The organism is Cupriavidus sp. 291-E7 (genome assembly GCF_057798835.1).
Window position 1 is genome coordinate 279,132 of the sequence record NZ_JBYOJV010000007.1, and the last position, 22,562, is coordinate 301,693.

The following is a 22,562-nucleotide window of genomic DNA, read 5'->3' on the forward strand; positions in this document are numbered from 1 at the left end:
CAAGCCTGGGGACAACCGCGTGAACTCCCTGGGGGCGGCCGTTGGGCCGTATACGAACAACTCGGCACGTATACGTGGAGCGGAGCGCGGGGGTCTGTAGTTACCCACGCCGGTACACGTCAGCACCACGTACTTGCCCATACGGTTATCTGTTCTGTAACAGTCTGATTGGAAAGACAAAAGACCGGTTATCCACCGCGCCGGGTCAGTGTTAACCATTACTACTACTATTTATGTATACGTAAACAATGTCGGTATACGTATACGGACCATTGCGTGGCTCGCATCGACACGCGTCGCCTGCGGCATTGCGCTATCGCAATACCCCTCCACAGCACGTCCCGGCCGGCAGGAACGGCATCCTAGAATGTCGACTTTCCTGCACTGCCACGCCGCCACCTCCGATGAACCGTCCCGCGTCCGACATCCAGCCTATCTCGCTGCAATGGGCGCTGGCCCTGACCTTCGTTGCCTGGTTCGTGGAAGTCATGCTGTCGATGCTGCTGCGGCCCATGCTGATGCGTCACGGCCTGCAGTTCATGTCGGCCGCCTCGCTGGTTCGCATCCTGGCCTGCGGCGCCGTGTTCAGCGTGATGTTGCATCTGAGCGGGCTGTCGTACCGCCGGCTCTTTCACGACGGCAAGTCGAGTGCGATGGCGACGATCGGCCTGCTGGGCGCGCCCATCCTGATGACGGTGCCGCTGATCGTGCTGCTCGATGGCGTGATGATGCAGTTGCTCGAAAAAGTGCTGCCGTTGTCGGCCAGCGAAGCGGCGATGTTCGAGTCGATGAGCGGAGGCCTCGGTGCCTGGGTGCTGTCCTGTGCGATTGCGCCGATGGTCGAGGAGATGTTCTTCCGCGGGATCATTCTGCGCGGCATGCTCAAGCGTTATTCGCAGACCGATGCCATCGTCTATTCGGCATTCGTTTTCGGGCTGATGCACCTGAACGTCTATCAGTTCGTGATCGCATTCGCGGTGGGCATCCTGGCCGCCGCGTTCTATGTGCGCACGAATTCGCTCTGGCCCGGCATCGTGCTCCATGCCGGCATCAATACGACGATTACCGTACTCAGCGAGGCAGGCGGGGACGCGGGCACCGAGACTTCCTTGTGGATATGGAGCCTCGCCGTGGTTGCCGGCCTGATCGGCACGGTTGCGCTGCGCCGGATGCTGTGGCGGCCGGCGACCGGCGCGCCTCAAGCCGGGCAGGCCAGCGCCGATACGGAAGGCCCGCCGCCCGATGCCGCCTAGCGCGGCACCTTGAACGCCTTGCGCGCGCGCAGCACCTCGCCGCGCGTCGTGCATCCGTCCATATGGTCGTTGACCAGGCCCATCGCCTGCATCAGCGCATACATCGTGGTCGGACCGACGAACTTCCATCCACGCTTCTTGAGATCCTTCGACAATGCGGTGGACTCGGGGCTGACGGCCATCGTGCGCAGCACCTCGGGCGTGAGCTTCTTCGGCCGGCTCTTTGCATCCGGCTCGAATTTCCAGAAATAGGCCGCCAGCGATGGTTCGGTCTTCAGCAGTTCCTGCGCGCACTTCGCGTTGTGGATGGCGGCCTCGATCTTGCCGCGATGGCGTACGATGCCGGCGTCACCGAGCAGCCGCTCCACGTCGCGCTCGGTGAAGCGCGCAACCTTGTCGATTTCGAAATTGGCAAATGCCTTGCGGAACGCCTCGCGCTTGCGCAGGATCGTCAGCCAGCTCAGGCCAGACTGGAAACCCTCCAGGCACAGCTTTTCGAACAGCCGCCGGTCGTCGTCGACCGGAAAGCCCCACTCGTTGTCGTGATAGTGGCAGTAGTCCTCCAGGTCACCGCACCAACCGCAGCGTACCTGGCTCTGCGGCGCGGACTTCGTTGTCATTCGCCTTGGCTCCTTTGTCGATGGCGCGCACGGGCGCCGCAGCGATCATGCGCCTGCCAGTGCACGGCGTAAAGACAGAAACCGGCTGATTCCGGACATCCAACTGACAAAACGTGGACGAAAAAAAGCCAACCCGAAGGTTGGCTTTTTCATCCGCGAGGCAGGATTGCCGGTCAGGCCAGCTTCTTGCCCGTGCGGTCGTGCATGAACGCCAGCGCCACAATGCTGATGGCGGCGGCGACGATCACGTAGAAGGCCGGGGCCAGCTTGTTGTGCGTCGACTCGATCAGCCACGTCACGATCAGCGGGGCAAAGCCGCCGAAGATCGTAACGGCGAAGTTGTAGGCCAGCGACAGGCCCGTGGAGCGCACTTCGGTCGGGAACTGTTCGGCCAGCACGGCGGGCGCCGGTCCGGTGAACGCGGCCAGCAGAATGCCCAGCACGATCTGCACCTGCAGCAGCGTGGCGGTGGTCGGCGACACGTTGAGCCAGTGGAACAGCGGGTACGCCAGCACCAGGATGGCCAATGCCACGACGGTGAGCATGCGCTTGCGGCCCACGCGATCGGACAGCATGCCCATCAGCGGGCACAACACCAGGATGATCGCGCCGCAGATGGCGGTGGACTGGAACGTCGCGCCCAGCGGCAGGCCCAGCTGCTGCTTGGCGTAGGACGGCATGTAGAACACCAGCACGTAGGTGCAGACCGTCCACAGGATGGTCACGCCCAGCCCGGCCAGCACTTCGCGCGGATGGTCGCGCAGCACCTGCGACAGCGGCGAGAACTTGACGTTGCTGGCGCGGCGTTCGGCCTGGCGTGCCTCGAACTCGGGCGGCTCCTCCAGGTGCGAGCGGATGTACATGCCCACCGGGCCGATCAGCAGGCCGAACAGGAACGGAATGCGCCAGCCCCAGGCGTCGATCTGGGCCTGGTCCAGTCCATTGGTGACCAGCGCACCCATCGCCGCGCCCAGCATGAACGAAATGCCCTGGCTGGCCTGTTGCCAGCTGGCATAGGCACCGCGCTCCTCGTCGGGTGCGTGTTCGATCAGGAACGCCGTGGCGCCACCAACCTCGCCACCGGCCGAAAAGCCCTGAATCAGCCGCGCCACCACGATCAGTGCGGGTGCCCACAGGCCAATCGACGCATAGGTCGGGGCCAGGCCGATGATGGCCGTGCCCAGCGCCATCAGCAGGATGGTCAGCGTCAGCGCCGCCTTGCGGCCCACGCGGTCGGCGTAGACGCCCAGCACGATGGCGCCGACGGGACGCATGAAAAAGCCCACGCCGAACGTGGCCACGGTGAGCAGGAACGACGTCAGGTCATTGCCGGTGGGAAAGAACAGCTTGGCGATGATGACCGCAAAGAAGCTGTAGACGGTGAAGTCGAACCATTCCAGGCCGTTTCCGATCGTGGCGGCGATGATCGCGCGCCGTCGGGTGGCTTTGGAAAGGTCGTTGGCGGATGTTGCGGTAACGGACATGGAGCTTGCTACGACGATGAATGAACCGGTGGATGCCCCCGCCGGTGTACCCCGGCGGTGACGCAAGCTAGCATCTTAAGCGATTCCTTACATCGGATAGGAATACGGAAGCGGATAGCGGGGTTGTCTGCGCGTCACCCGGTGTCTGCCGGAAAGTTCTTAACCGGCGCGGTGTCCGTGATGCCGGGTAGTGGGCGGGGTCTGGGTGGGCGCGCCGAGGTCGAGCGGCGCGGGCTCCCGCGACGGGGCCGGACGCTTGCGCGTGAACCACAGCCATGCGGCGCTGGCCAGCCAGCCCACCACGAAAATGGTGTCGCCCGCGTGGTTGAGCAGGGCCGGGGCGTAGGGTGTGCCGAAGGTGTCCGCCAGCATGTCGGCCGGCAGGCGCGCGATGATCCAGAGCAGCACGGCCGGGCCGCTGCCGTAAACGCCGGGCTGCCACCACAGCGCGTGGGGCAGGGCGTGCAGGGGATCGAAACGCTTTGACACGGGCTTTCTCCGGCGGATGCGTAAATCGCATCTCTGCGGCACATCATAGGCCGATTCCGCTTACGTCCGCTGCCAGACCCCCGCAAAACCCTTCGGGTTGTGTGCGCTATCCAACGCCCATCACGCGCGCGCCAGCCACGCTTCAAGTTTTTTGCAGGACTTGTCCGCAAATGACGTGTGCCACGGGCCGCCAGCTTTGCCAGACTTCCCTCATCGCATAAAAAACCGAACAGGTTGCTGCCATGACCACCATGCTTCCCGCCATCTATGTGTCACACGGATCCCCGATGCTGGCGATCGATCCCGGCCCCACGGGTGCCGCGTTCGATGCGCTGGGCGTGCGCCTGCGCGCGCTCAAGCCGAAGGCCGTGCTGGTGATTTCCGCGCACTGGATCTACAGCACGCTGGCGGTCACCACGCGCTCGCGCCAGGAAGCCTGGCACGACTTTGGCGGCTTTCCGCGCGAACTGTACGCGCTGCGCTATGACGCACCTGGCTCCCCGGACCTGGCCGCCCGCGTCAAGACGCTGATCGAGGCCGCGAGCATTCCCGGCGCCGGCTTTGTGGCCGAAGACGAGGAGCGTCCGCTCGATCACGGCGCGTGGATGCCGCTGCGCTACTTCTTCCCCGATGCCGATGTGCCGGTGGTCCAGCTCGCCTTCAATCCGTACCTGAGCCCGGCCACGCAGATCGAGATCGGTCGCGCGCTGGCGCCGCTGCGCGAGGAAGGTGTGCTCGTGATCGGCTCGGGCAGCTTTACCCACAACCTGCAGGAAGTGTTTGGCAGCGGCGGACGCAAGGATCAGCACGGCCCGGACGCCGAACCGTATGTCGATGCCTTTCGCGGCTGGATGGCCGATGCGCTGAACCAGGCCCTGGCCACGGGCGATGTGAGCCGGATTGCCGACTATCGCACGCAGGCGCCATTTGCACGCCGCGCACACCCGACGGACGAGCATCTGCTGCCGTTCTACGTCACGCTCGGCGCCGCCATCGGGCCGGATGCCGGGGCCGGCAGGCAACCCAGCGTGACGCGCGTGGCGGACGAGGTCACCTACGGCGTGCTGGCGATGGATACGTTCGTGTTCGACGGCATCGGTACCGGCCATGCGCCGTTGCCGAAGGCCGCCTGACTTCGCAAGCGGTCCTCGGTCAAGCCGATGGCCGATGATTCGGGCAGTCAGGTCGTGAGATAGCGGCGCACCGACCTGGCCCCGAACAGCGCGATGTAACCCATCGTCAGCGCCACCACGGCGATGCCGACGCGCAGTTCGGCCAGGTGCGCCACGCCGCCGATCAACACTGGCCCAATCAGCAGGCCCACATAGGCAAAGCGCGCCACGCGCGCGATGGCCTCGGCGGCGGTCATGCCGGGCAGGCGCGACGCCGCCACGAAGAAGATCGGCACCATGTTCGCGGCGCCCAGCCCCATCAGGCTGAAACCGACCAGCGCGGCCAGCGGGTATGGCACGGCCATCGCCAGCGCGATCCCCGCAAAGCCAAGCCACGCGCTGCCGGTGAGCGTGCGCGCATCGCCGAAACGGGCACGCAGGCGGTCGCCGCCGAAGCGGCCGCAAGCCATGCCACCCGAGAACGCCGCGTATCCAAAGCTGATCCATTCCAGCGGTGCCTGGGTGACTTCGCGCATGTAGACCGTGGTCCAGTCATACATCGCGCCTTCGCCCACCAGGCCCAGGAAAGCCATCAGACCCAGCAGCCAGAGCGCGCGTGATGCGTGCTCGTGGTGGTGCTCGGCGCTGGGCAATACCGGATGATCGGCCAGCAGCCCGCGATGCGCGCCAAGCGCCGCGGCGGCCGTCAGCGCGGCAATCAGTGCGGTATGGATCAGCGGCGGCACCTGCAGGCTCAGCATCAGCCCGCCGAATGCCGCGCCGGCCATGCCGCCCAGGCTGAACATGCCGTGCAGCGCGGACATGATGGGCCGGGTCCGGCTGGCTTCCACCGTGGCCGCCTGGGCGTTCATGCCGACGTCGAACATCGCGTTTGCCATGCCGAACACCAGCAGCGCCGGCAGCAGCAGGGCAAAGCTGGGCATGGCCAGGATCGCCAGCGTCATGCAGGCGAACGCCACCGCGCCCAGCATCGATGCCCTGGCGCTGCCCATCTTGCCGACCCAGCGGCCGACCGGCCCCATGACAAGGATCGCGCCGGCGGCCACGGCCAGCATCGCCAGCGACAGCATGGCGTCGGACAGCCCGAAGCGGGCCTTGATGGTGGGAATGTGGACGCCCCAGGTGGCAAACGTGGCGCCGTTGGCAAAGAACAGCGCCATCGTGCCGCGCGTGGCGCGTGAGACGGCCGACGGGGAGAGGGCGGCGGTGGAAGCGGAGGGCGACTCGGTTTCGATCGAATAATCAGACATCAGGTACAGCCAGACAACAGTTCAGGAAGGCTCATGCCGGCACGGCGCCGGGCCGGAGCAGGCCGCGCTGGTGCAGCGCGAACGCGAACGCGGCCAGCGCGCCCACGGCCAGCGCCACCATGACCCACAGCATCAGCCAGTAGCCACCGGCGGCACGCCACAGCAGGGCGCCAAACCACGGCGCGGCCGCCTGCATCAGCAACACGGGGGTCATCATTAACCCGTTCAGCGTTGCATAGTGATGACGCGAGATCAGCTCGGGCATCGCCATCGCCCGCAGCATCGTATTGACGCCATTGGCGCAGCCATAGCAGACCGCCGCGAACATGAGCCAGTAGCCGTAGCCGAGCGTCAGACACAGCAGGCCCAGGCTCATGACGATGTAGACCGGCATCGACAGCCGCACCGGATGGCTGATCGGCAGTCGTGCCATCGCCAGCCGGCCAGCCACCTGCGCGGGCCCGATCAGTGCAGCCACGATCAGTTGCTGTGCCACGGGCATGCCCTTCTCGGTCAGCATCGGAATCAGGTGCGCGCCCAGCAACGATGCGATGACGGCCGTGGCGGTGAAGGCCAGGACCACGGCCCAGAATACAGGCTGGCGCAGCGTGGACCGCGTGATGCTCGGCGGTGACCCGGCGCCAGGCACCGGCGTGCCGCCATAGCTTGGATGCACCGCGTAGCGCAGCCGCGCATGGAGCGGGGCGCAGACGAACAGGTTCAGTGCCGCGAAGATGACCAGCGTCTCACGCCAGCCCAGATGCAGCACCAGCCATTGGCCGATCGGGATGAAGATCGTGCTGGCGAATCCAGCCAGCAGCGTCACGTGAACGATCGGCTTCTGGTAGCTGTCGCCGAATGCCTGGCGCAGCACCACGAAAGCGGGCTCGTAGAGCGTGGAGGACATGGCGAGGCCGAGTGGAATCCACATCAGCAGGAACATCGTGGGCGACGGGCTCCATGCCCAGAGCAGCAGGCCGATGGCCGCCAGCACCGAGCCGATGCCCATGACCTTGCGTGCCGGCACGCGGTCGAGCAGGCGGCCCACCGCAAACGAACACATGGCCCATACCAGCAGCCCCAGGGAGAAGCCTCCCGCCAGGAACGGCTTGCTGAAGCCCAGCGTCTCGTGCATCGGCCCGATGAAGACCGTGAATGTGAAGTACAGGGTGCCCCAGCTGATGATCTCGGTGATACCGAGCGTCCAGACGATCTGGCGGGGCGATAGCGCGGCGGGGCGCGCGGGTTCAGGGGCGGCGGAGGCAGTCATGGCGCGCCCGGCGCAATTGGGGGACGCCGGTGGCGATGCAGTCGATGAAGCGGAAATTGTATCGGCGGGCGCACCAGTGAGGGAAGGCGCACGTCAGGGGGTATCAGGCCACATCCGCCGGATTTGGCGGCCCTTTCAGTTCCACGGTGTTGCCGTCCGGGTCCTTTACATAGATCGACGGGCCGCGGCCTTCGGCCCCGTAACGCTGCTCCACCGCACTGAAATCTATGTGATGAATATTCAGGTGAGATTCTATCGATGAAATATCGAACGGATCGATACGAAGGCAGAAATGGTCGAGATTGCGTCCCTCCGTACCCGGTGCTGCGCCGCCGGCCTGGCCAAGCGGGCCGTCGAGCGATACCAGGTCGATCAGCCCGCTGCCCGCCCGCAACTGGGTCAGGCCGAACGCCGGCTGTTCGCGCTCGACCGTGCAGCCCAGGACATCGACATAAAACCGCAGCATCCGCGCAACATCGGCGGTCCGCAGCACCAGGTGGTCGATGCCCAGGATCGAGAACATGACGGTCGGCGGTTACTTGTGCAGTCCGTCGTACTCGATGATTTTGAGGCTGGCCAGGTCCACGCTTTCGATGCACCGCACATTCACGGCGGCGGTCGGGTTGCCTTGCGGGTCGGTCGCCTCCGAATACGGGCCGATGCCGCAGGTGGGGCAGAACCGGTGCGCGATCTTCATCGTGTTGAAGCGATAGGTGGATGCGTTCTCGTCAGGCGTCTTCAGGCGGAAGCTCGTCTTGGGGACGAACCAGAGCAGGTGGCCGCGACGGCGGCAGATCGTGCAATTGCACTGCAATACCTGGGTGATCTCGCCATCCGCCTCGAACGCGACGCGGCCGCAGTGACAGCTTCCCTGATACGTCGTCATGGGGTCTCCTGTTGGTGGTCTGTTTCTATTGATCGGGAATCAGACGCTTGCCAAGGCTGACAGCGGCATCGCGCCCGTAACCGAGCCGGTCATAGAACGCCAGCACCGCGTCGTTGGTGTCGCGCACGAGCAGGTTGATCTTGGGACAGCCGCGCTCGATCAGCAGCGCTTCGGCGTGTGCCATCAGCATACGCCCGTAGCCGCGTCCCTGAAACCGCGGGTCCACGGCCAGGTAGTAGACCCATCCGCGATGGCCGTCGTAGCCGATCATCGCCGTGGCCATGAGGCGGCCGTCCACTTCGCCCACCTGGAACAGCTCCGGCTGCGTGGTCAGCTTTCGGGCGATGTCCTTGTGCGGATCGTTCCACGGACGGGTCAGGCCGCAGGCTTTCCAGAGGTCGACAACGGCGGTTTCATCGGCGGGGCGATAGGGGCGGAGCTGCATGGCATGACCGGGGAATGGATGGGTCCCCAGTGTAGCCACGCGCGTGCGGAGGTGGAAAGGGCGGCCGGCTCCCGCACGGAGGGAGAGGGGCCGGGGGCGAGGGTGAGCACCCTCCCCACGCCCCCGTGGCGCGTATCAAGCCGCCTGCTGGCCCGCCTTCGGATCGCGGAACAACTTCAGCAGGCGCTCCCACTTGCCGCGTGCCGCCTTGAGGTTGTTTTCCTTGATGTGCCCGTAGCCTCGGATGTCGTCGGGCACGTTGGCCAACTCCACCGCGGTGCCGTGGTTGGCGGCCGTCAGGCCCTTCGACAACTCATCGAGCAACGTCTTGTATTCGCCGATCAGCGCCCGTTCCGTGCGACGTTCCTCGGTCTTGCCGAAGATGTCGAGCGCACCGCCACGCAGGCCCTTCAGCTTGGCCAGGATGCGGAACAGCGTCATCGTCGACGGACCAAAGCGGCGCTTGACCAGGTTGCCCTTGTCGTCGCGCTTGGCCGTGGTCGGCGGCGCCAGCCAGAAGTTGAGCTGATAGTCGCGGCCCGGCTCGCCTTCGAACTGCGCGCGCAGTTTGTCGAGGAAGATCGGATCGGTGTACAGGCGCGCCACCTCGTACTCATCCTTGTATGCCATCAGCTTGGCCAGATTGCGCGCGGCGGCTTCCGTCAGCGGCAGCGGCTTGCCGGCGCCGACCAGCGCCGCTTCGGCAGTGCGCACACGGTTCACCGCTTCACGGTACTGTCCGGCGTAGGCGGCGTCCTGATACTTGGTCAGCAACTCCACGCGATTGGCGATCAGCTTTTCCAGCAGCGCGCCGCTGGACGTCGGCAGCTTCACCACGTCCGCGCCTTCGGTCTGCGCCTTGAGCTTGCCGGTCAGCGACAGCACGTGATCGGGGTCGTGTGCCATATGGCGGCCCCAGTCGAATGCCGCCTTGTTCTTGTCGACCGATACACCGTTCAGTTCGATGGCGCGCTCCAGCGCTTCGAGCGTCAACGGAATCCAGCCCTTCTGCCACGCATAGCCCAGCACCAGCGGGTTGGTGTAGATCGTGTCGCCCAGCAACGCCACGGCCAGCGCGCTGGCGTTGATGAAGTCGCACTGATCGCCCACGGCATTGCGGACGTCCTGCTCGGCCGACAAGCCCGGGAACTGCCACTTCGGATCCTTGATGAAGGCGGCGGTCGGGGTTTGCGCGGTATTCACCACGGCGCGCGTGCGGCCCGACTGCGTCTTCGAGATGACTTCGTCGGTGGCCGACACGATCGCGTCGCAGCCGATCACCAGATCGGCTTCGCCCATCGCGATGCGCGTGGCATGCAGGTCGTTCGGCGTCGCGGCGATCTGCACGTGCGACAGCACCGCGCCGCCCTTCTGCGCCAGGCCCGCCATGTCGAGCACGGTCACGCCCTTGTTTTCCAGGTGCGCCGCCATGCCGAGCAGGCCGCCGATGGTCACCACGCCGGTGCCACCCACGCCGGTCACCAGGATGCCGTACGCGCGGCGCATGTCCGGCAGCGTCGGTAGCGGCAACTCAGGCAGGCCGCTCATCGACACGCCATTCGCCTTGGGTTTGCGTACCTGCGCGCCTTCCGCCGTGACAAAGCTCGGGCAGAAGCCGTTCACGCAGGAGAAATCCTTGTTGCACGAAGACTGGTTGATCTGGCGCTTGGTGCCCAGCTCGGTTTCCAGCGGCTCCACGGACAGGCAGTTCGACTTGACCGAGCAATCGCCGCAGCCTTCGCAGACGGCGTCGTTGATAAACGCGCGGCGTGCCGGATCGGGGAACGTGCCACGCTTGCGGCGGCGGCGCTTTTCCGTCGCACAGGTCTGGTCGTAAATCAGAATCGTGCAACCCGGCACTTCACGCAGCTCGCGCTGGATCGTGTCGAGCTGCTCGCGCGGATGCACGGTCAGCCCTTCGGGCAGCTTGATCGCGCTGTTGTACTTCTCGGGCTGGTCCGTGACGATGACGATCTTCTTGGCGCCTTCCGCAGCCACCTGGAACGCGATGTCCTGCACCGACAGCTGGCCGTCCACGGGCTGGCCGCCCGTCATGGCCACGGCGTCGTTGTAGAGGATCTTGTAGGTGATGTTCACGCCGGCCGAGATCGAGGCGCGGATCGCCAGCAGGCCCGAGTGGAAGTAGGTGCCGTCACCCAGGTTGGCAAACACGTGCTGGTCGCCGGCAAACGGCGCCTGGCCGATCCAGGCCACCCCTTCGCCGCCCATCTGACTGAAGGTGCTCGTGTTGCGGTCCATCCATACCGTCATGTAGTGGCAGCCGATGCCGGCCAGCGCGCGCGAACCTTCGGGCACGTTGGTCGACGTGTTGTGCGGGCAGCCGGAGCAGAACCAGGGCTTGCGCTCGGCGGTCACGCGCGGCGTGGCCAGCGCGCGTTCCTTGGCATGGATGATGGCCAGGCGCGACTCGATGCGCGCGCGGATGTCGCTGGGCAGATCGAACTTTTCCAGGCGCGTGGCGATGGCCTTGGCGATGATCGCGGGCGACAACTCGTAGTGCGCCGGCAGCAGCCAGTTGTTCTGCGGGATAGACCATTCGCCGCCCGCGTTGTCGCGCTCGTCGAACTTGCCGTAGACCTTGGGGCGCACGTCGTCGCGCCAGTTGTACAGCTCTTCCTTGAGCGCGTACTCCATGATCTGGCGCTTCTCTTCGACCACCAGGATTTCCTGCAGCCCTTCGGCAAACGCGCGTGCGCCATGTGCTTCCAGCGGCCATACGCAACCCACCTTGTACAGGCGGATGCCCAGGCGCGAGCAGGTCTCGTCGTCGAGGCCCAGGTCGGACAGCGCCTGGCGCGTATCGAGATAGGCCTTGCCGGCGGTCATGATGCCGAAGCGTGCGCGCGGAGAATCGATCTCGATACGATCGATCTTGTTGGCACGCACATAGGCCAGGCCCGCGTACCACTTGAAGTCGAGCAGGCGGGCTTCCTGTTCCAGCGGCGGATCTGGCCAGCGGATATTGAGGCCGCCTTGCGGCAGTATGAAATCGTCGGGCAGCACGATCTGCACGCGGTGCGGATCGAGTTCGACGGAGGCGGACGACTCCACCACATCGGTCACGCACTTCATGGCCACCCAAAGGCCGGAGTAGCGGCTCATGGCCCAGGCATGCAGCCCGTAGTCGAGGTATTCCTGCACGTTGGACGGATAGAGCACGGGCAGGCCGCAGGCCTTGAAGATGTGCTCGGACTGATGCGCCAGCGTGGAGGACTTGGCCGAGTGATCGTCGCCGGCCAGCACCAGTACGCCACCGTACTTGCTGGAGCCAGCGGAGTTGGCATGCTTGAAGACGTCGCCGGTACGGTCGACGCCGGGGCCCTTGCCGTACCACATGCCGAACACGCCATCGAACTTGGCATCCGGATACATGTTGACCTGCTGCGATCCCCAGACCGACGTCGCGGCCAGGTCCTCGTTCAGGCCGGCCTGGAACACGACGTTGTGCGCCGCCAGGTGCTTCTTGGCCTTCCAGAGCGATTGATCGAGGGCGCCGAGCGGGGACCCGCGGTAGCCGGAAATGAAGCCGGCGGTATTCAGGCCGGCGGCACGATCGCGTTCCTGCTGCAGCATCGGCAAGCGCACCAATGCCTGCGTGCCGCTGATGTAGATGCGGCCACGCTCCAGCGTGTACTTGTCTTCGAGGGAAACGTTTTCGAGCGCGCGGCGGATGGCGTCGCTGACCGGTGGGGTCAGGGGGGCATTCATAAGTGCTCCTCTTTGGGCCCTGTGGGGCATGCTGTCGGGATCACCGACACATCATTTATGGGCAGCCGCACGTGGTCTCTTGTGGAGATGTTGAGCGGCCGTGTCTCTGCGCGGCATGGTAGCACCGGCGTGCAGGCCGCGGTACCGTGCAATGCAGCATAAAGTGCGCCAGATACCCCCGTGATTTCCCGTATACGCCTATGCTGCACGTGTACACTGCGGTGCATCCAAATGGCGCGCGCGCACATCGCATGAATCCCGCGCGCCACACGCCGGAAACCCCGTCACGGTGCAACCCGGCCCCATCAAGAAGAACCTGACCATGACAAATTCCCCTCGCCAGGGCGCTACCCTGGCAGTACTGATCGATGCCGACAACGCGGCGCCCGCCATCGTCGAAGGCCTGCTGGCCGAAGTGGCCAAGTACGGCGTGGCGGCGGTCAAGCGCATCTATGGCGACTGGACGCGCCCGAACCTGTCGGGCTGGAAAGACCGCCTGTTGGCGCACTCGATCCAGCCGATCCAGCAGTTCCGCTACACCGTGGGCAAGAATGCCACCGACAGCGCGATGATCATCGACGCGATGGACCTGCTCTACACCGGCCGTTTCGATGGCTTCTGCATCGTGTCGAGTGATAGCGACTTCACGCGCCTGGCCTCGCGCATCCGCGAGCAGGGCCTGATCGTCTATGGCTTTGGCGAGCGCAAGACGCCGAAGCCGTTCGTGACGGCCTGCGACAAGTTCATCTACGCGGATGTGCTGCGCGGCGATGCGGACACCGATACCGATGCCGAAGCCGAAACCGCTCCGACACGACGCCGCAGCTCGCAGGAGCTGCGTCAGGACTCGCGCCTGGTGCGGTTGCTGCAGAGTGCATCGCAGGCCGTTTCCGACGAGGATGGCTGGTCCACGCTCGGCGGCATCGGCAACTACATCGCCAAGCAGGCGCCGGAATTCGATTCGCGCAACTATGGCTACGGCAAGCTTTCCGAGCTGGTGGCCGCGACGAACCTGTTCGAGGTGGAAACGCGCAACGGCGGCAACAACAAGACGATCTGGGTGCGGCTGAAGAAGCGTGGCAAGGGTGAGGGCGGACAGCCGCAGCAATCCCAGCAGCCGCAGCAATCCCAATCGCAGCCGCCGCGGCCGGTCCCGGTGAAGCCGTCTCCGGCGCCGCTGCCCACGCAGACCGTGGCGCAGCCAGTGCCTCCGGTGGAAACACCGGCTGCCGTGGTGGATGTGGAAGACATTCCCGAACCCGCGCCTGCGTTGTCGGCGGCGGATGACGAGACAGCAGGCTCGGCATCGACGCTGATCTCGGAAACGGTGGAAGCGGTGGACGAAGAATCGAAGCCGCGTGGCAAGCGCACCAAGCGCCCCGACGTAAAGCTCAGCGAAACGCCGTGGCCGATCGACCAGACCGTATTCGCGGCGCCGGGCTCGACGGTGCTGGCGGCGCAGGTGGAAGCGGAGGTGCCGGTTGCCGTTGCCGAAGCCAAGTCCGAAGCCGCGCCTGAGGCGGATGCCAAAGTGAAGGCACCGGCAAAGAAGAAGCCTGCGGCAAAGAAGGCCGCGCCGCGCAAGCGCGCGCCGGCCAAGAAAGCGCCCAAGGCCGGGGAATAAGCGTTATCGGGACTCGATGCGCTAGCCCTCTGGTTTGCTCCCCTCTCCCGCCAGGCGGGAGAGGGGCCGGGGGAGAGGGTGCGGCGCGTGAACGACTACCGCGCTACCGCACCAACTGATTGATCTCGATGATCGGCATCAGCACGGCCAGCACGATCAGCAGTACCACCACACCCATCGTCAGAATCAGCAGCGGCTCAAGCAGGCTGGTCAGGAACAGCGTACGGCGCTCAAGCTCCTGGCCTTCGCCCGTTGCCGCGCGCTCCAGCATCACGGGCAGGTTGCCCGTGGCCTCCCCCGAACGGATCAGGTGCACGAGCACTGGCGGAAACTGGTTCTGCGCGGCCAGCGCGCGTGCCAGCGAGGCGCCTTCGCGTACACGTGTCGTCGCGTCGTCGACGTTTGCCTTGAGCGCGACATTCGTAAGCGTCTCCCCGGCCGCCTGCAGGCTGCGCAGGATCGGCACGCCGGCCGACACCAGGATGGCCAGCGTGCTCGCAAATCGCGCGGTGTTATAGCCACGGATCAGCTTGCCCACCAGCGGCGCGGTCAGTAGCCAGCGATGCCACGACAGCTTGATGTCGGGTTGCTTCAGCAGACTGCGGATGATCGCCGTGATGACCGCGATCACAGCCAGCCCGGCCCACCACCAGTTGCGCACGAAATCCGACAGCCACAGCATGACGATCGTTAGCGTGGGCAGCTTCTGCTTGGTGTTGGCGAACACGCTGACCACCTGCGGCACCACGTACGACAGCAGGAAGATCACGATCGCAAACGCCACGAACGTGACGATGGCCGGATACGTGAACGCCAGGCGGATCTTCGATGTCAGCTGGTTGCGCGTTTCGATATAGGTCGCCAGCCGTTCCAGCACCACGCCAAGGTGGCCCGAATGCTCGCCCGCCGACACCAGCGCGCGATAGATGTCCGGAAAATCCTTGGGATGCTGGGCCAGCGCGACGGACAACGAACTGCCGCCCATCACTTCGGCGCGGATGCCGGCCAGCAACTCGTGCACGTACTGGCGCTCGGCCTGATCGGCCAGCGCACCCAGGGCTTCGTCGAGCGGCAGGCCCGACACGATCAGGCTGGCCAGCTGGCGCGTGAACAGCGCCTGTTCCTGCGTGTTCAGGCGGCGCACGAACATGCCGCTGCTGCTGCGCTGGGCCAGTCCGGCACCGGCCAGCGGATCGACCGTGATCGGGGTCAGGCCGCGCGCGCGCAGTTGCGAGCGCGCCTGCCTGGGGCTGTCGGCTTCGATGACGCCGCGGTCGGCGCGGCCGGTAGCGTCGGCGGCTTCATAGCGATAGGCGGGCATGCGGCGGTCCCCGGCTTATTCGCGCGTCACGCGCAGCACCTCTTCCAGCGAGGTGGCACCACTATCGATCCAGCGCTGTGCATCGCCGCGCATCGTGTGCATGCCCTTGGCCAGCGCCACCTGCTTGATCTCGGACTCCGGCTGCTGACGATGGATCATCGTCTGGATCTCGCTGTCGACCGATAGCAGCTCGTAGACGCCCATCCGTCCCTGGTAGCCCGAATGGCCGCATTTGTCGCAGCCCACCGCGTGCCAGATGCGCTGCAGCGGCTTGCCCTGCGCGTGGAGCGTTTCGGCCTCGGTCGGCGTGACCTCGATCACTTCCTCGCGCTTGCAGTGCGGACACAGGCGGCGTACCAACCGCTGCGCCAGCACGCCAAGCAGCGACGACGACAACAGGAATGGTTCGATCCCCATGTCGACCAGGCGCGTCACGGCCGAGGCGGAATCGTTGGTGTGCAGCGTGGCCAGCACCAGGTGGCCCGTCAGCGACGCCTGCACCGCAATCTGCGCGGTCTCCAGGTCGCGGATTTCGCCGATCATCACCACGTCCGGGTCCTGGCGCAGGATGGCGCGCAGCGCCTTGCCGAACGTCATGTCGATACGCGGATTCACCTGCGTCTGGCCGATGCCGTCGAGGTCGTACTCGATCGGATCTTCCACGGTCATGATGTTGGTGGTGTGCGAGTCGAGCCGCGACAGCGCCGCATAGAGCGTGGTGGTCTTGCCGGAGCCGGTCGGGCCGGTCACCAGCACGATGCCGTGCGGCTGGCGCACCAGGTGGTCGAAGCCGCCCAGCGTCCCGGGCGACATGCCGAGCTTTGCCAGGTCCAGCCGGCCCGCTTCCTTGTCGAGCAGACGCAATACCGCGCGTTCGCCGTGGCCCGTGGGCAGCGTCGACACCCGCACATCCACCGGACGGCCACCGACGCGCAGCGTGATGCGACCGTCCTGCGGCAGGCGCTTCTCGGCAATGTCGAGCTGCGCCATGATCTTGATCCGCGAAATCAGCGCGCCGTGCAGGGCCTTCTTGGGCCGCACCACGTCGCGCAGCGTGCCGTCCACGCGGAAGCGCACTACCGAAGCCGATTCGAATGGCTCGATGTGGATATCCGAAGCCTGCTCGCGTGCGGCCTGCGTCAGCAGCGCGTTGATCATGCGGATGATCGGCGCGTCGTCTTCCGACTCAAGCAAGTCTTCCACGGCGGGAATGTCCTGCATCAGGCGGGACAGGTCGACTTCGCCTTCGACCTCGCCCACCACCTGCGCGGCCGAGCCGTCCTGGCGGTTGTAGGCGTCCGACATCGCCGCTTCCAGCGCGGCCGGTTCCAGCACGCGCAGGTGCAGCGCACCGTGCACGCGCGCCACTTCCGCCAGCGCCGCCGGAGACGTCTTGCGGCTGACCCAGACTTCGAGTCCGTCGGGGCGCTGGTGCGCGATCAGCAGCGGGGCTTCGCGCGAAAACGAATACGACACGAGCCGCGCCGCCATCGGCGACGGCGGCTCCAGTGGCGCTTCGGCGCCTGCGGATGGATTGGCGAGTGTTTCGGTAGCCATGATGCTCAGCTCTGCGGCGCGGTGCGCTTCTTGAACGACTCATCGTTCAGCGACAGAGGCCGCGGTGGCACCTGCGGCGTGGACTGCGGTGCGGGTTGCTGCGCTGGCGCCGCCGGCTGGCTCGGGTCCAGAGGCAGCGGTGCCTGCACGGGGCCGTTGTAGCGCGGATCGACGAACGGCGCGGCCGGCGCATCGGCCGGCGGCAGCACCGGCGTGTCCTTGTCGCGTACGACCATGTTAGGCGACACGAATCCCTGCTGCTGGCCCCGGATGTACTCGTAGCGGTCCTGCGTCAGGCGATCCGTCGCGGTGGCCGTGCGCATCACGTACGGTCGCAGGAATACCAGCAGATTGGTTTTCTTGCGGTTCTTGTTCTCGAAGCGGAACAGCGAGCCCAGGTAGGGAATATCGCCCAGCAGCGGCACCTTTTGCACGCCGTCGCCGTAGCTGTCTTCGATCAGGCCGCCCAGTACGATGATCTGGCCGTCGTCGACGAGCACATTGGTTTCGATCGAGCGCACATTGGTGGTCGGACCCTGGATCAGCGCCGCCGTGCTGGCCACCACCGATGAGGATTCCTGGTAAATCTGCATCTTGACCTGCCCGCCCTCGGTGATCTGCGGACGCACGCGCAGCGTGATACCCACATCCTTGCGGTCGAAGGTCTGGAATGGCGATACCGTGGCCGTGCTGCCGGTCTGCGCGTAGGAGCCGGTCGTGATCGGAATGTTCTGGCCGATCAGGATCTTGGCTTCCTCGTTTTCAAGCGTGATCAGGTTTGGCGTCGACAGCAGGTTCACGCTGTCGTTGGTGCCCAGCGCACTGACCAGCGCGCCCAGCCCGGCGGACTTGTTGACCACGCCGATATTCAGGCCGCCCAGGTCGGGCACCAGTTGCTGCGCGGCCGCGATGCCGGCCGTGTTGTTGTTCCGGTACAGCAGCCCGGCCAGCGTCAGGTTCAGGATGTTCTGACCGCCGGTGCCGAAGTTCGTACCGATCACGCCGATGGTGTTGCCGGCCTGGTTGACGAGGCCCTGCCACTGGATACCAAGCTGCTGCGCCTGCGTGGCCGTGACTTCGACGATCATCGTCTCGATGTAGACCTGTGCGCGGCGCGCATCGAGGTCGTCGATGACCACGCGCAGATTGCGATAGACGGGTTCGCTCGCGGTGATGATCAGCGAGTTGGTCGACTGGTCGGCCTGGATCGTGCCGCCCGTGGTGGGCTGCTGGTTGACGGCGAACGATGCCGAGAACGCGTTCGATCCGCCACCGCTGCCGAGACCGGATGACGACGATCCGCTGCGGTTATAGCCCGAGCTGCCGCCACCGGAGTACTGGCCAGTCTGCTGCGTCGGCGTGCTCTGGAACCCTCCCGTAGTGCCGCCCGTGGCGCCGGCCTGGCCCGGTTGAGTCGAGCTGGCAAACGTGCCGTCGGCGGCGACGATCGCGCGCAGCGTGGCCGCGAGCTTCACGGCATCGGCGTTCTTCAGCGGCACCACCCAGATGTTGCCGGGACGCGCGAACGGCTGATCGATCTTCTCGATCAGCTGGCGCGCCTGCTGCACGCGGGCACGGCTGGTGGCGCGGATCATCAGCGAGTTGCTGCGCGGCTCGGCCACCACGGTGGTGCGCAGCGAGGCATCGGTCGCGCCGGCACCGCCACCGGCGCCGCCGGCTGCCGACGGGTCGAGCAGTTTCTGCAGCACCACGGCCGCATCGCTGGCCACGGCGTTCTTGAGCGGTATCAGTTCCACCTCGCCCGATGCCGGCGCATCCACGGCCGCGATGATGCGGGCCAGGCGGCGCAGGTTGTCGGCATAGTCGGTGATGACCAGCGTGTTGTTGGCCGGGTAGGCCGTGATGGTGTTGTTGGGCGCGATCATCGGCCGCAGAACCGGCACAAGATTGTTCGCCGACTCGTAGTTCAACCGGAATACCTGCGTCACCACCTGGTCGCCGCGGCCCGCGCCGGCGCCAATGACGGTGGGCGACCCCTGCAGCTTGGCGTCGGCTTCCGGCACCACCTTCGTGAAGCCGTTGGATTCCACCATCGCGTAACCCTGCATGCGCAGCACGGAACCGAGCGTCTCCAGCGCCTGCGCGCGCGATACCGGCTGCTCGGTCACCAGATTCACCGTGCCCTTCACGCGCGGGTCGATCACGAAATTCTTGCCCGTGGCCTGGCCGACGGCCTTCACGACGGATTCCAGATCGGCATTGACGAAATTCAGCACCACCTGATCACGATTGCGCGGCGTAATGTCATTGGGCTGCGGTACCTGCTGCTGCGGCTGCGCCCATAGCGTGGCGGGCGACAGCAATGACAGGCTGCACAACAGCGCAGTGGCGCGAGCGCAGACGGTACGGGCAAGGCGGTGGGTGGATTGCGTTTTCATCATCGGTTCCAGGCTTGAGCTTCGGCAGCTTCGGCAATCAGAAGCGCAGCCTTGTCACGTTGTTTTCTGTTCGTCCCAGCAGGCTTAGCAGGCCCGCGAGCTGGGTGGCCGCTTCGGGGTCGGCGTGCGCCGTGCCTTCGAAGCGGGACTGCCGGCCAAGCGTGCCGCTGCCCTCCAGATGCAGCGGCCCGGCCGTGGTCTTCAGTTGCAGGCTGCCGTCGGCGCCGGTCAGGTCGACCTCCGCGCGATAGCTGCCCAACGGGCGCAGACGGCTCACCGCCGCCGACATCTGTTCCAGTTGCAGGGTCAGACGTCCGAATTTCTGGTTGCCGGCAAACTTGCCTTGCAGCGCCGACCAGTCGATGCGCATCGTGCCGTCCGGGCGCAGTGTGTTGAACGGCGCGCCGATGCCTTCGAGCAGCGATGCCGGCAAGCGGATGCTGCCAGGCTGCACGGTCCAGCCGGCCGGCGTCACCGCAACCGTTACCGGTGCGGCCATCGACATATCCTGTTCCAGCACGATCCGCAGCGTACCGGTCAGCAACGGCCAGAACGCCACGTCCCATGTCAGCCGGCCCGGCAGTACCGTGGACGTCTGGCTGCCCGCGCCGGCCGACAGTGCCAGCGTGGCGCTGCCGTGCCACAGCGTGCCCGCCGCGTCAGCCAGTAGCACGCGCCGCCCGCTTTCCGTGGCAATGCGGTCGGCCATCCATGTGGCTGGCAGCGATGCGATCACGGTGACGGCGACCGTCGCCGCGCCGAGCATCGCCCAGCGCAGCCGTTGCCAGCCGCGCGATGCGCGCGCTCGCCGACGGGGCAGCCGCAGGGCCTCTAGCCGCGCCATCAGTTGCGGCCGCCGGCACCGGGGCCTTGCAGCGTTGCCGTGACATTGACGAGTGCCGTGGCGCCCACGTAGCTGATGCGGGCATCGGTAACCTTGAGCCGCTGCTGCGCCCGGACGTCTTGCAGCCAACTGGCCACGGAGCCGAAGGCCACCTTGTCGAGCTGCACCTGGACGGCGTTGTCGCCGGTAGCGGCCAGGCGTGTGGCCTTCAATCCGTGCTGGTTGAGGATGTCTTGCAGCGCCTGCGTCAGCGCATCGCCGCGCAGCGACGGGGCCGGGCTCGCCTGCAGGCCGCGCGCCTCCTGAGCCAGCGTTTCCATTTCCGCCAGGTCGGCGCGCTGCGCGGGCAGGTTGCGCATCAGGCGGTCACGGCCTGTGGCCGCGGGTTCCCACAGCACCAGATAACCGAACACCAGCACCAGGACGATGGCGCCGCCGCCAAGAATGGCCTGCTCGCGCGGGTTGCGTGCGTTCCAGAAGGCATCGAATTTCTCGCGCCATGCGTCGGGAACACGCGGGCGCAGTCGGCCCAGGCGCGCGCCAATGGTGGCTGCGGGGGCGGAGCGATTTGCCGAATTGCCAGGCTTCATGATCCGGCTCCGCCTTGTGTCTTGCCGTCGGCGCGCGATTCGCTCTTGATGGCCCAGCGCGAGCCAGGCGGCGTCGGTGCGCCGCCTGCGCGGACGGTGGCGTCGGGTGGCGTCTTGTCTTCTTCCATCTGCAGGCCTGCCTGCCGTGCGGCATTGCGCAGTGCGTTGGTGTTGGTGCCCGCCTTGAGCGTGGCGTAGAGCGTGCCGGCGCGATAGTCGAGTTGCAGCAGGGCATCGGGCGGGAGATCGCTCGCGGCGCGGGCAAAGCCATCGGCCAGCGGCAGGAAATCGCTCGGGGTGCTACGGCCGCTGGCCGTGCGCAGCAGATCCATCTGACGGCGCATCAGGAGCGGAGGCTCTGCCACCGGCGGCACGTTCGGGAATGCCGTGTGCAGGATGTCGATCTGGGCCGCGTCGATGTGCCGGGACTCCTGACGAAGCATCAGCCATTGCACATTCATGCCGATGATCTGGGCGAGCACCAGTGCCAGGACCAGTGCAACCGGCGCGCGCCAGGCCAGCAGGTTCCAGCGGTCCATCCGGCCCTGGGCGAATTCGAACTGGGCCAGGTCGAGTTGCGGCTCGCGCAGGCAGGCTTCCGCGCCGGCCAGCCAGATGCGCCAGTCGTCGGAAATCCGCGATGCGCGTGCGATGGGACGCTGCGTCCGCAAGGCCGGCACCGGCGCGTGGCTTCTTGCCGCCTTGTCGCCGTGCCATTCGCCGGCGGGGGCCAGTGCCTCCCAGGCGGCAAGGGCCTGATCGTTGAGCAGCAGGCCGTAGCCATCGTACGGGCCGGTGCGCACGGTCAACTGCCAGAGCCGGGCGGCTTCGGCTGCGGCGGGTGGCGGCGCAGCGGCGTCCAGCAGCAAGGCCGATTGCGCCAGCGCCGAGGCGGCCGCTTCCACGACGAGCGTGGCGGGTTGCGCCGCTTCGTCGCTGGAGGCCGGAGCTTCGGGTGCGGACGGTGCCGGTGCGGGCGAGGGCGCGGCGTTGCCTGCGAGGGCCGGTTCCGGTGTGTCGGCGGGCGCCTGAGCCGTGGCTTCCGCAAGCGGCAGGCACAATTGCGCGGGCAGCACGGTGCGGCGACGGTGTTTGTGTTCGGCGAACTGGTCGAGTGCGGCGCGCAGCCAGGCACGGTCGGTCACCATCAGCAGTCGGCGTCGCGGACCACGCGCCGGGGCGGTGGCATCGAGTGCCGGACCGAGGGCGATATGGCACGGCGCGGCGTCCGTGGCCAGCATGTCTTCCACCAGGTTCGGCAGGGCCAGGCGCAGGCGGGCCGGGGGCAAGGGCGGGACCATTGCCGCCGTCAGCAGCACATCGCTGGCGGCCAGGATCAGAACCAGTCGGTCCGCGGCTGGCATTTCAGCGGGCAGGCCGTGGCCTTCGCGCAACAGCTCGGGTCCCGGCGGTGTGGCGCCGGGCCGGATCTTGTCCCCGGAAGCACGTACCAGCGCAAACGGCATCGCGCCAAACTGCCACGGTTGCGGCTGGTCATGCGGCCGGTGCGGCAGGCGGACGTAGAGCGTGGTACTCAAGATTTCCCTGTTGTCTGTGGCGAAGGCGCGCTGGAGGCGCGTGGCCGGCCTGTCGGCCGTCCGGTGTCGCTTTTCTGGGGCGAACAGGCTGGCGCGATCGGTTATGCCACGGCAGCTTGCTGCAGTGGAC

The 22,562-nt window shown here is 66.3% G+C and carries 18 protein-coding genes; 3 read left to right on the forward strand and 15 right to left on the reverse strand.

The features are described from left to right. Positions 1-404: 404 nt before the first annotated feature. On the forward strand, positions 405-1,253 hold the full coding sequence (locus AC3FLX_RS15100) for a CPBP family intramembrane glutamic endopeptidase (RefSeq protein WP_488697788.1): 849 nt from the start codon (positions 405-407) through the stop codon (positions 1,251-1,253). On the opposite strand, the gene AC3FLX_RS15105 is transcribed toward AC3FLX_RS15100, so the two are convergent. The 3 genes from AC3FLX_RS15105 to AC3FLX_RS15115 all read right to left on the reverse strand — a co-directional run bounded on the left by AC3FLX_RS15105 (position 1,250) and on the right by AC3FLX_RS15115 (position 3,804). After that, positions 1,250-1,873 (reverse strand): DNA-3-methyladenine glycosylase I, encoded by a 624-nt coding sequence (locus AC3FLX_RS15105; RefSeq protein ID WP_488697790.1) that lies wholly within the window; start codon positions 1,871-1,873, stop codon positions 1,250-1,252. The genes AC3FLX_RS15100 and AC3FLX_RS15105 overlap by 4 nt on opposite strands. 173 nt (positions 1,874-2,046) lie before the next feature. Then, on the reverse strand, positions 2,047-3,357 hold the full coding sequence (locus AC3FLX_RS15110; protein ID WP_488697791.1) for an MFS transporter: 1,311 nt from the start codon (positions 3,355-3,357) through the stop codon (positions 2,047-2,049). Positions 3,358-3,516: 159 nt separating this feature from the next. Beyond that, positions 3,517-3,804: a hypothetical protein gene (locus tag AC3FLX_RS15115; RefSeq protein WP_488697869.1), complete on the reverse strand. Its 288-nt coding sequence runs from the start codon at positions 3,802-3,804 to the stop codon at positions 3,517-3,519. Between the two features lie 293 nt (positions 3,805-4,097). On the opposite strand from AC3FLX_RS15115, the gene AC3FLX_RS15120 reads away from it, so the two are divergent. After that, a complete protein-coding gene (locus AC3FLX_RS15120) occupies positions 4,098-4,979 on the forward strand; it encodes a DODA-type extradiol aromatic ring-opening family dioxygenase (protein WP_488697871.1) in 882 nt (293 codons plus the stop codon). 47 nt (positions 4,980-5,026) lie between these two features. On the opposite strand, the gene AC3FLX_RS15125 is transcribed toward AC3FLX_RS15120, so the two are convergent. The 6 genes from AC3FLX_RS15125 to AC3FLX_RS15150 form a co-directional block, all read right to left on the reverse strand. After that, positions 5,027-6,229 carry an MFS transporter gene (locus AC3FLX_RS15125; protein WP_488697793.1) on the reverse strand — a complete coding sequence of 401 codons (1,203 nt, stop codon included), beginning with the start codon at positions 6,227-6,229 and terminating at the stop codon, positions 5,027-5,029. 31 nt (positions 6,230-6,260) lie between these two features. Beyond that, positions 6,261-7,499, reverse strand: coding sequence for an MFS transporter (locus tag AC3FLX_RS15130; RefSeq protein ID WP_488697794.1), 1,239 nt, complete (start codon positions 7,497-7,499; stop codon positions 6,261-6,263). 103 nt (positions 7,500-7,602) lie between these two features. Then, entirely contained in the window at positions 7,603-8,022 is a 420-nt protein-coding gene (locus tag AC3FLX_RS15135) for a VOC family protein (RefSeq protein WP_488697795.1), read from the reverse strand. Positions 8,023-8,034: 12 nt separating this feature from the next. Continuing rightward, on the reverse strand, positions 8,035-8,385 hold the full coding sequence (locus AC3FLX_RS15140; RefSeq protein ID WP_488697797.1) for a GFA family protein: 351 nt from the start codon (positions 8,383-8,385) through the stop codon (positions 8,035-8,037). A gap of 25 nt (positions 8,386-8,410) precedes the next feature. Next, the gene (locus AC3FLX_RS15145) at positions 8,411-8,830 is read right to left on the reverse strand and encodes a GNAT family acetyltransferase (protein ID WP_488697798.1); all 420 of its coding nucleotides are present in this window, start codon (positions 8,828-8,830) and stop codon (positions 8,411-8,413) included. A gap of 135 nt (positions 8,831-8,965) precedes the next feature. Further along, a complete protein-coding gene (locus tag AC3FLX_RS15150; RefSeq protein ID WP_488697799.1) occupies positions 8,966-12,559 on the reverse strand; it encodes an indolepyruvate ferredoxin oxidoreductase family protein in 3,594 nt (1,197 codons plus the stop codon). A 322-nt stretch (positions 12,560-12,881) separates the two neighbouring features. Between AC3FLX_RS15150 and AC3FLX_RS15155 the strand changes: the two genes are divergently transcribed. Next, complete coding sequence (locus AC3FLX_RS15155) at positions 12,882-14,183, forward strand: NYN domain-containing protein (RefSeq protein WP_488697801.1); 1,302 nt, start codon at positions 12,882-12,884, stop codon at positions 14,181-14,183. A gap of 103 nt (positions 14,184-14,286) precedes the next feature. Here the strand turns inward: AC3FLX_RS15155 and gspF are convergent, their stop codons facing one another. From gspF to gspL, 6 genes are all read right to left on the reverse strand, one after another. Next, positions 14,287-15,504 (reverse strand): type II secretion system inner membrane protein GspF, encoded by a 1,218-nt coding sequence (gene gspF, locus AC3FLX_RS15160; protein ID WP_488697803.1) that lies wholly within the window; start codon positions 15,502-15,504, stop codon positions 14,287-14,289. A gap of 15 nt (positions 15,505-15,519) precedes the next feature. Continuing rightward, positions 15,520-16,995, reverse strand: coding sequence for a type II secretion system ATPase GspE (gspE, locus tag AC3FLX_RS15165; RefSeq protein ID WP_488697873.1), 1,476 nt, complete (start codon positions 16,993-16,995; stop codon positions 15,520-15,522). Between the two features lie 71 nt (positions 16,996-17,066). Next, complete coding sequence (gspD, locus tag AC3FLX_RS15170) at positions 17,067-19,460, reverse strand: type II secretion system secretin GspD (RefSeq protein WP_488697805.1); 2,394 nt, start codon at positions 19,458-19,460, stop codon at positions 17,067-17,069. A gap of 37 nt (positions 19,461-19,497) precedes the next feature. Continuing rightward, on the reverse strand, positions 19,498-20,304 hold the full coding sequence (locus tag AC3FLX_RS15175; protein ID WP_488697806.1) for a type II secretion system protein N: 807 nt from the start codon (positions 20,302-20,304) through the stop codon (positions 19,498-19,500). After that, positions 20,304-20,894, reverse strand: coding sequence for a type II secretion system protein M (locus tag AC3FLX_RS15180; RefSeq protein ID WP_488697808.1), 591 nt, complete (start codon positions 20,892-20,894; stop codon positions 20,304-20,306). The genes AC3FLX_RS15175 and AC3FLX_RS15180 overlap by 1 nt, the downstream gene beginning before the upstream one ends. Further along, positions 20,891-22,432, reverse strand: a complete 1,542-nt coding sequence (gene gspL / locus AC3FLX_RS15185; RefSeq protein ID WP_488697810.1) for a type II secretion system protein GspL — start codon at positions 22,430-22,432, stop codon at positions 20,891-20,893. Before gspL ends, AC3FLX_RS15180 begins: the two co-directional genes overlap by 4 nt. Positions 22,433-22,562 lie beyond the last annotated feature (130 nt).

Excerpts from the sequence above, each read along its gene's own strand:
- AC3FLX_RS15100 (WP_488697788.1), top strand. The coding sequence starts at position 405 with ATGAACCGTCCCGCGTCCGACATCCAGCCTATCTCGCTGCAATGGGCG.
- AC3FLX_RS15105 (WP_488697790.1), bottom strand. The coding sequence starts at position 1,873 with ATGACAACGAAGTCCGCGCCGCAGAGCCAGGTACGCTGCGGTTGGTGC.
- AC3FLX_RS15110 (WP_488697791.1), bottom strand. The coding sequence starts at position 3,357 with ATGTCCGTTACCGCAACATCCGCCAACGACCTTTCCAAAGCCACCCGA.
- AC3FLX_RS15120 (WP_488697871.1), top strand. The coding sequence starts at position 4,098 with ATGCTTCCCGCCATCTATGTGTCACACGGATCCCCGATGCTGGCGATC.
- AC3FLX_RS15125 (WP_488697793.1), bottom strand. The coding sequence starts at position 6,229 with ATGTCTGATTATTCGATCGAAACCGAGTCGCCCTCCGCTTCCACCGCC.
- AC3FLX_RS15130 (WP_488697794.1), bottom strand. The coding sequence starts at position 7,499 with ATGACTGCCTCCGCCGCCCCTGAACCCGCGCGCCCCGCCGCGCTATCG.
- AC3FLX_RS15135 (WP_488697795.1), bottom strand. The coding sequence starts at position 8,022 with ATGTTCTCGATCCTGGGCATCGACCACCTGGTGCTGCGGACCGCCGAT.
- AC3FLX_RS15140 (WP_488697797.1), bottom strand. The coding sequence starts at position 8,385 with ATGACGACGTATCAGGGAAGCTGTCACTGCGGCCGCGTCGCGTTCGAG.
- AC3FLX_RS15145 (WP_488697798.1), bottom strand. The coding sequence starts at position 8,830 with ATGCAGCTCCGCCCCTATCGCCCCGCCGATGAAACCGCCGTTGTCGAC.
- AC3FLX_RS15150 (WP_488697799.1), bottom strand. The coding sequence starts at position 12,559 with ATGAATGCCCCCCTGACCCCACCGGTCAGCGACGCCATCCGCCGCGCG.
- AC3FLX_RS15155 (WP_488697801.1), top strand. The coding sequence starts at position 12,882 with ATGACAAATTCCCCTCGCCAGGGCGCTACCCTGGCAGTACTGATCGAT.
- gspF (WP_488697803.1), bottom strand. The coding sequence starts at position 15,504 with ATGCCCGCCTATCGCTATGAAGCCGCCGACGCTACCGGCCGCGCCGAC.
- gspE (WP_488697873.1), bottom strand. The coding sequence starts at position 16,995 with ATGGCGGCGCGGCTCGTGTCGTATTCGTTTTCGCGCGAAGCCCCGCTG.
- gspD (WP_488697805.1), bottom strand. The coding sequence starts at position 19,460 with ATGAAAACGCAATCCACCCACCGCCTTGCCCGTACCGTCTGCGCTCGC.
- AC3FLX_RS15175 (WP_488697806.1), bottom strand. The coding sequence starts at position 20,304 with ATGGCGCGGCTAGAGGCCCTGCGGCTGCCCCGTCGGCGAGCGCGCGCA.
- AC3FLX_RS15180 (WP_488697808.1), bottom strand. The coding sequence starts at position 20,894 with ATGAAGCCTGGCAATTCGGCAAATCGCTCCGCCCCCGCAGCCACCATT.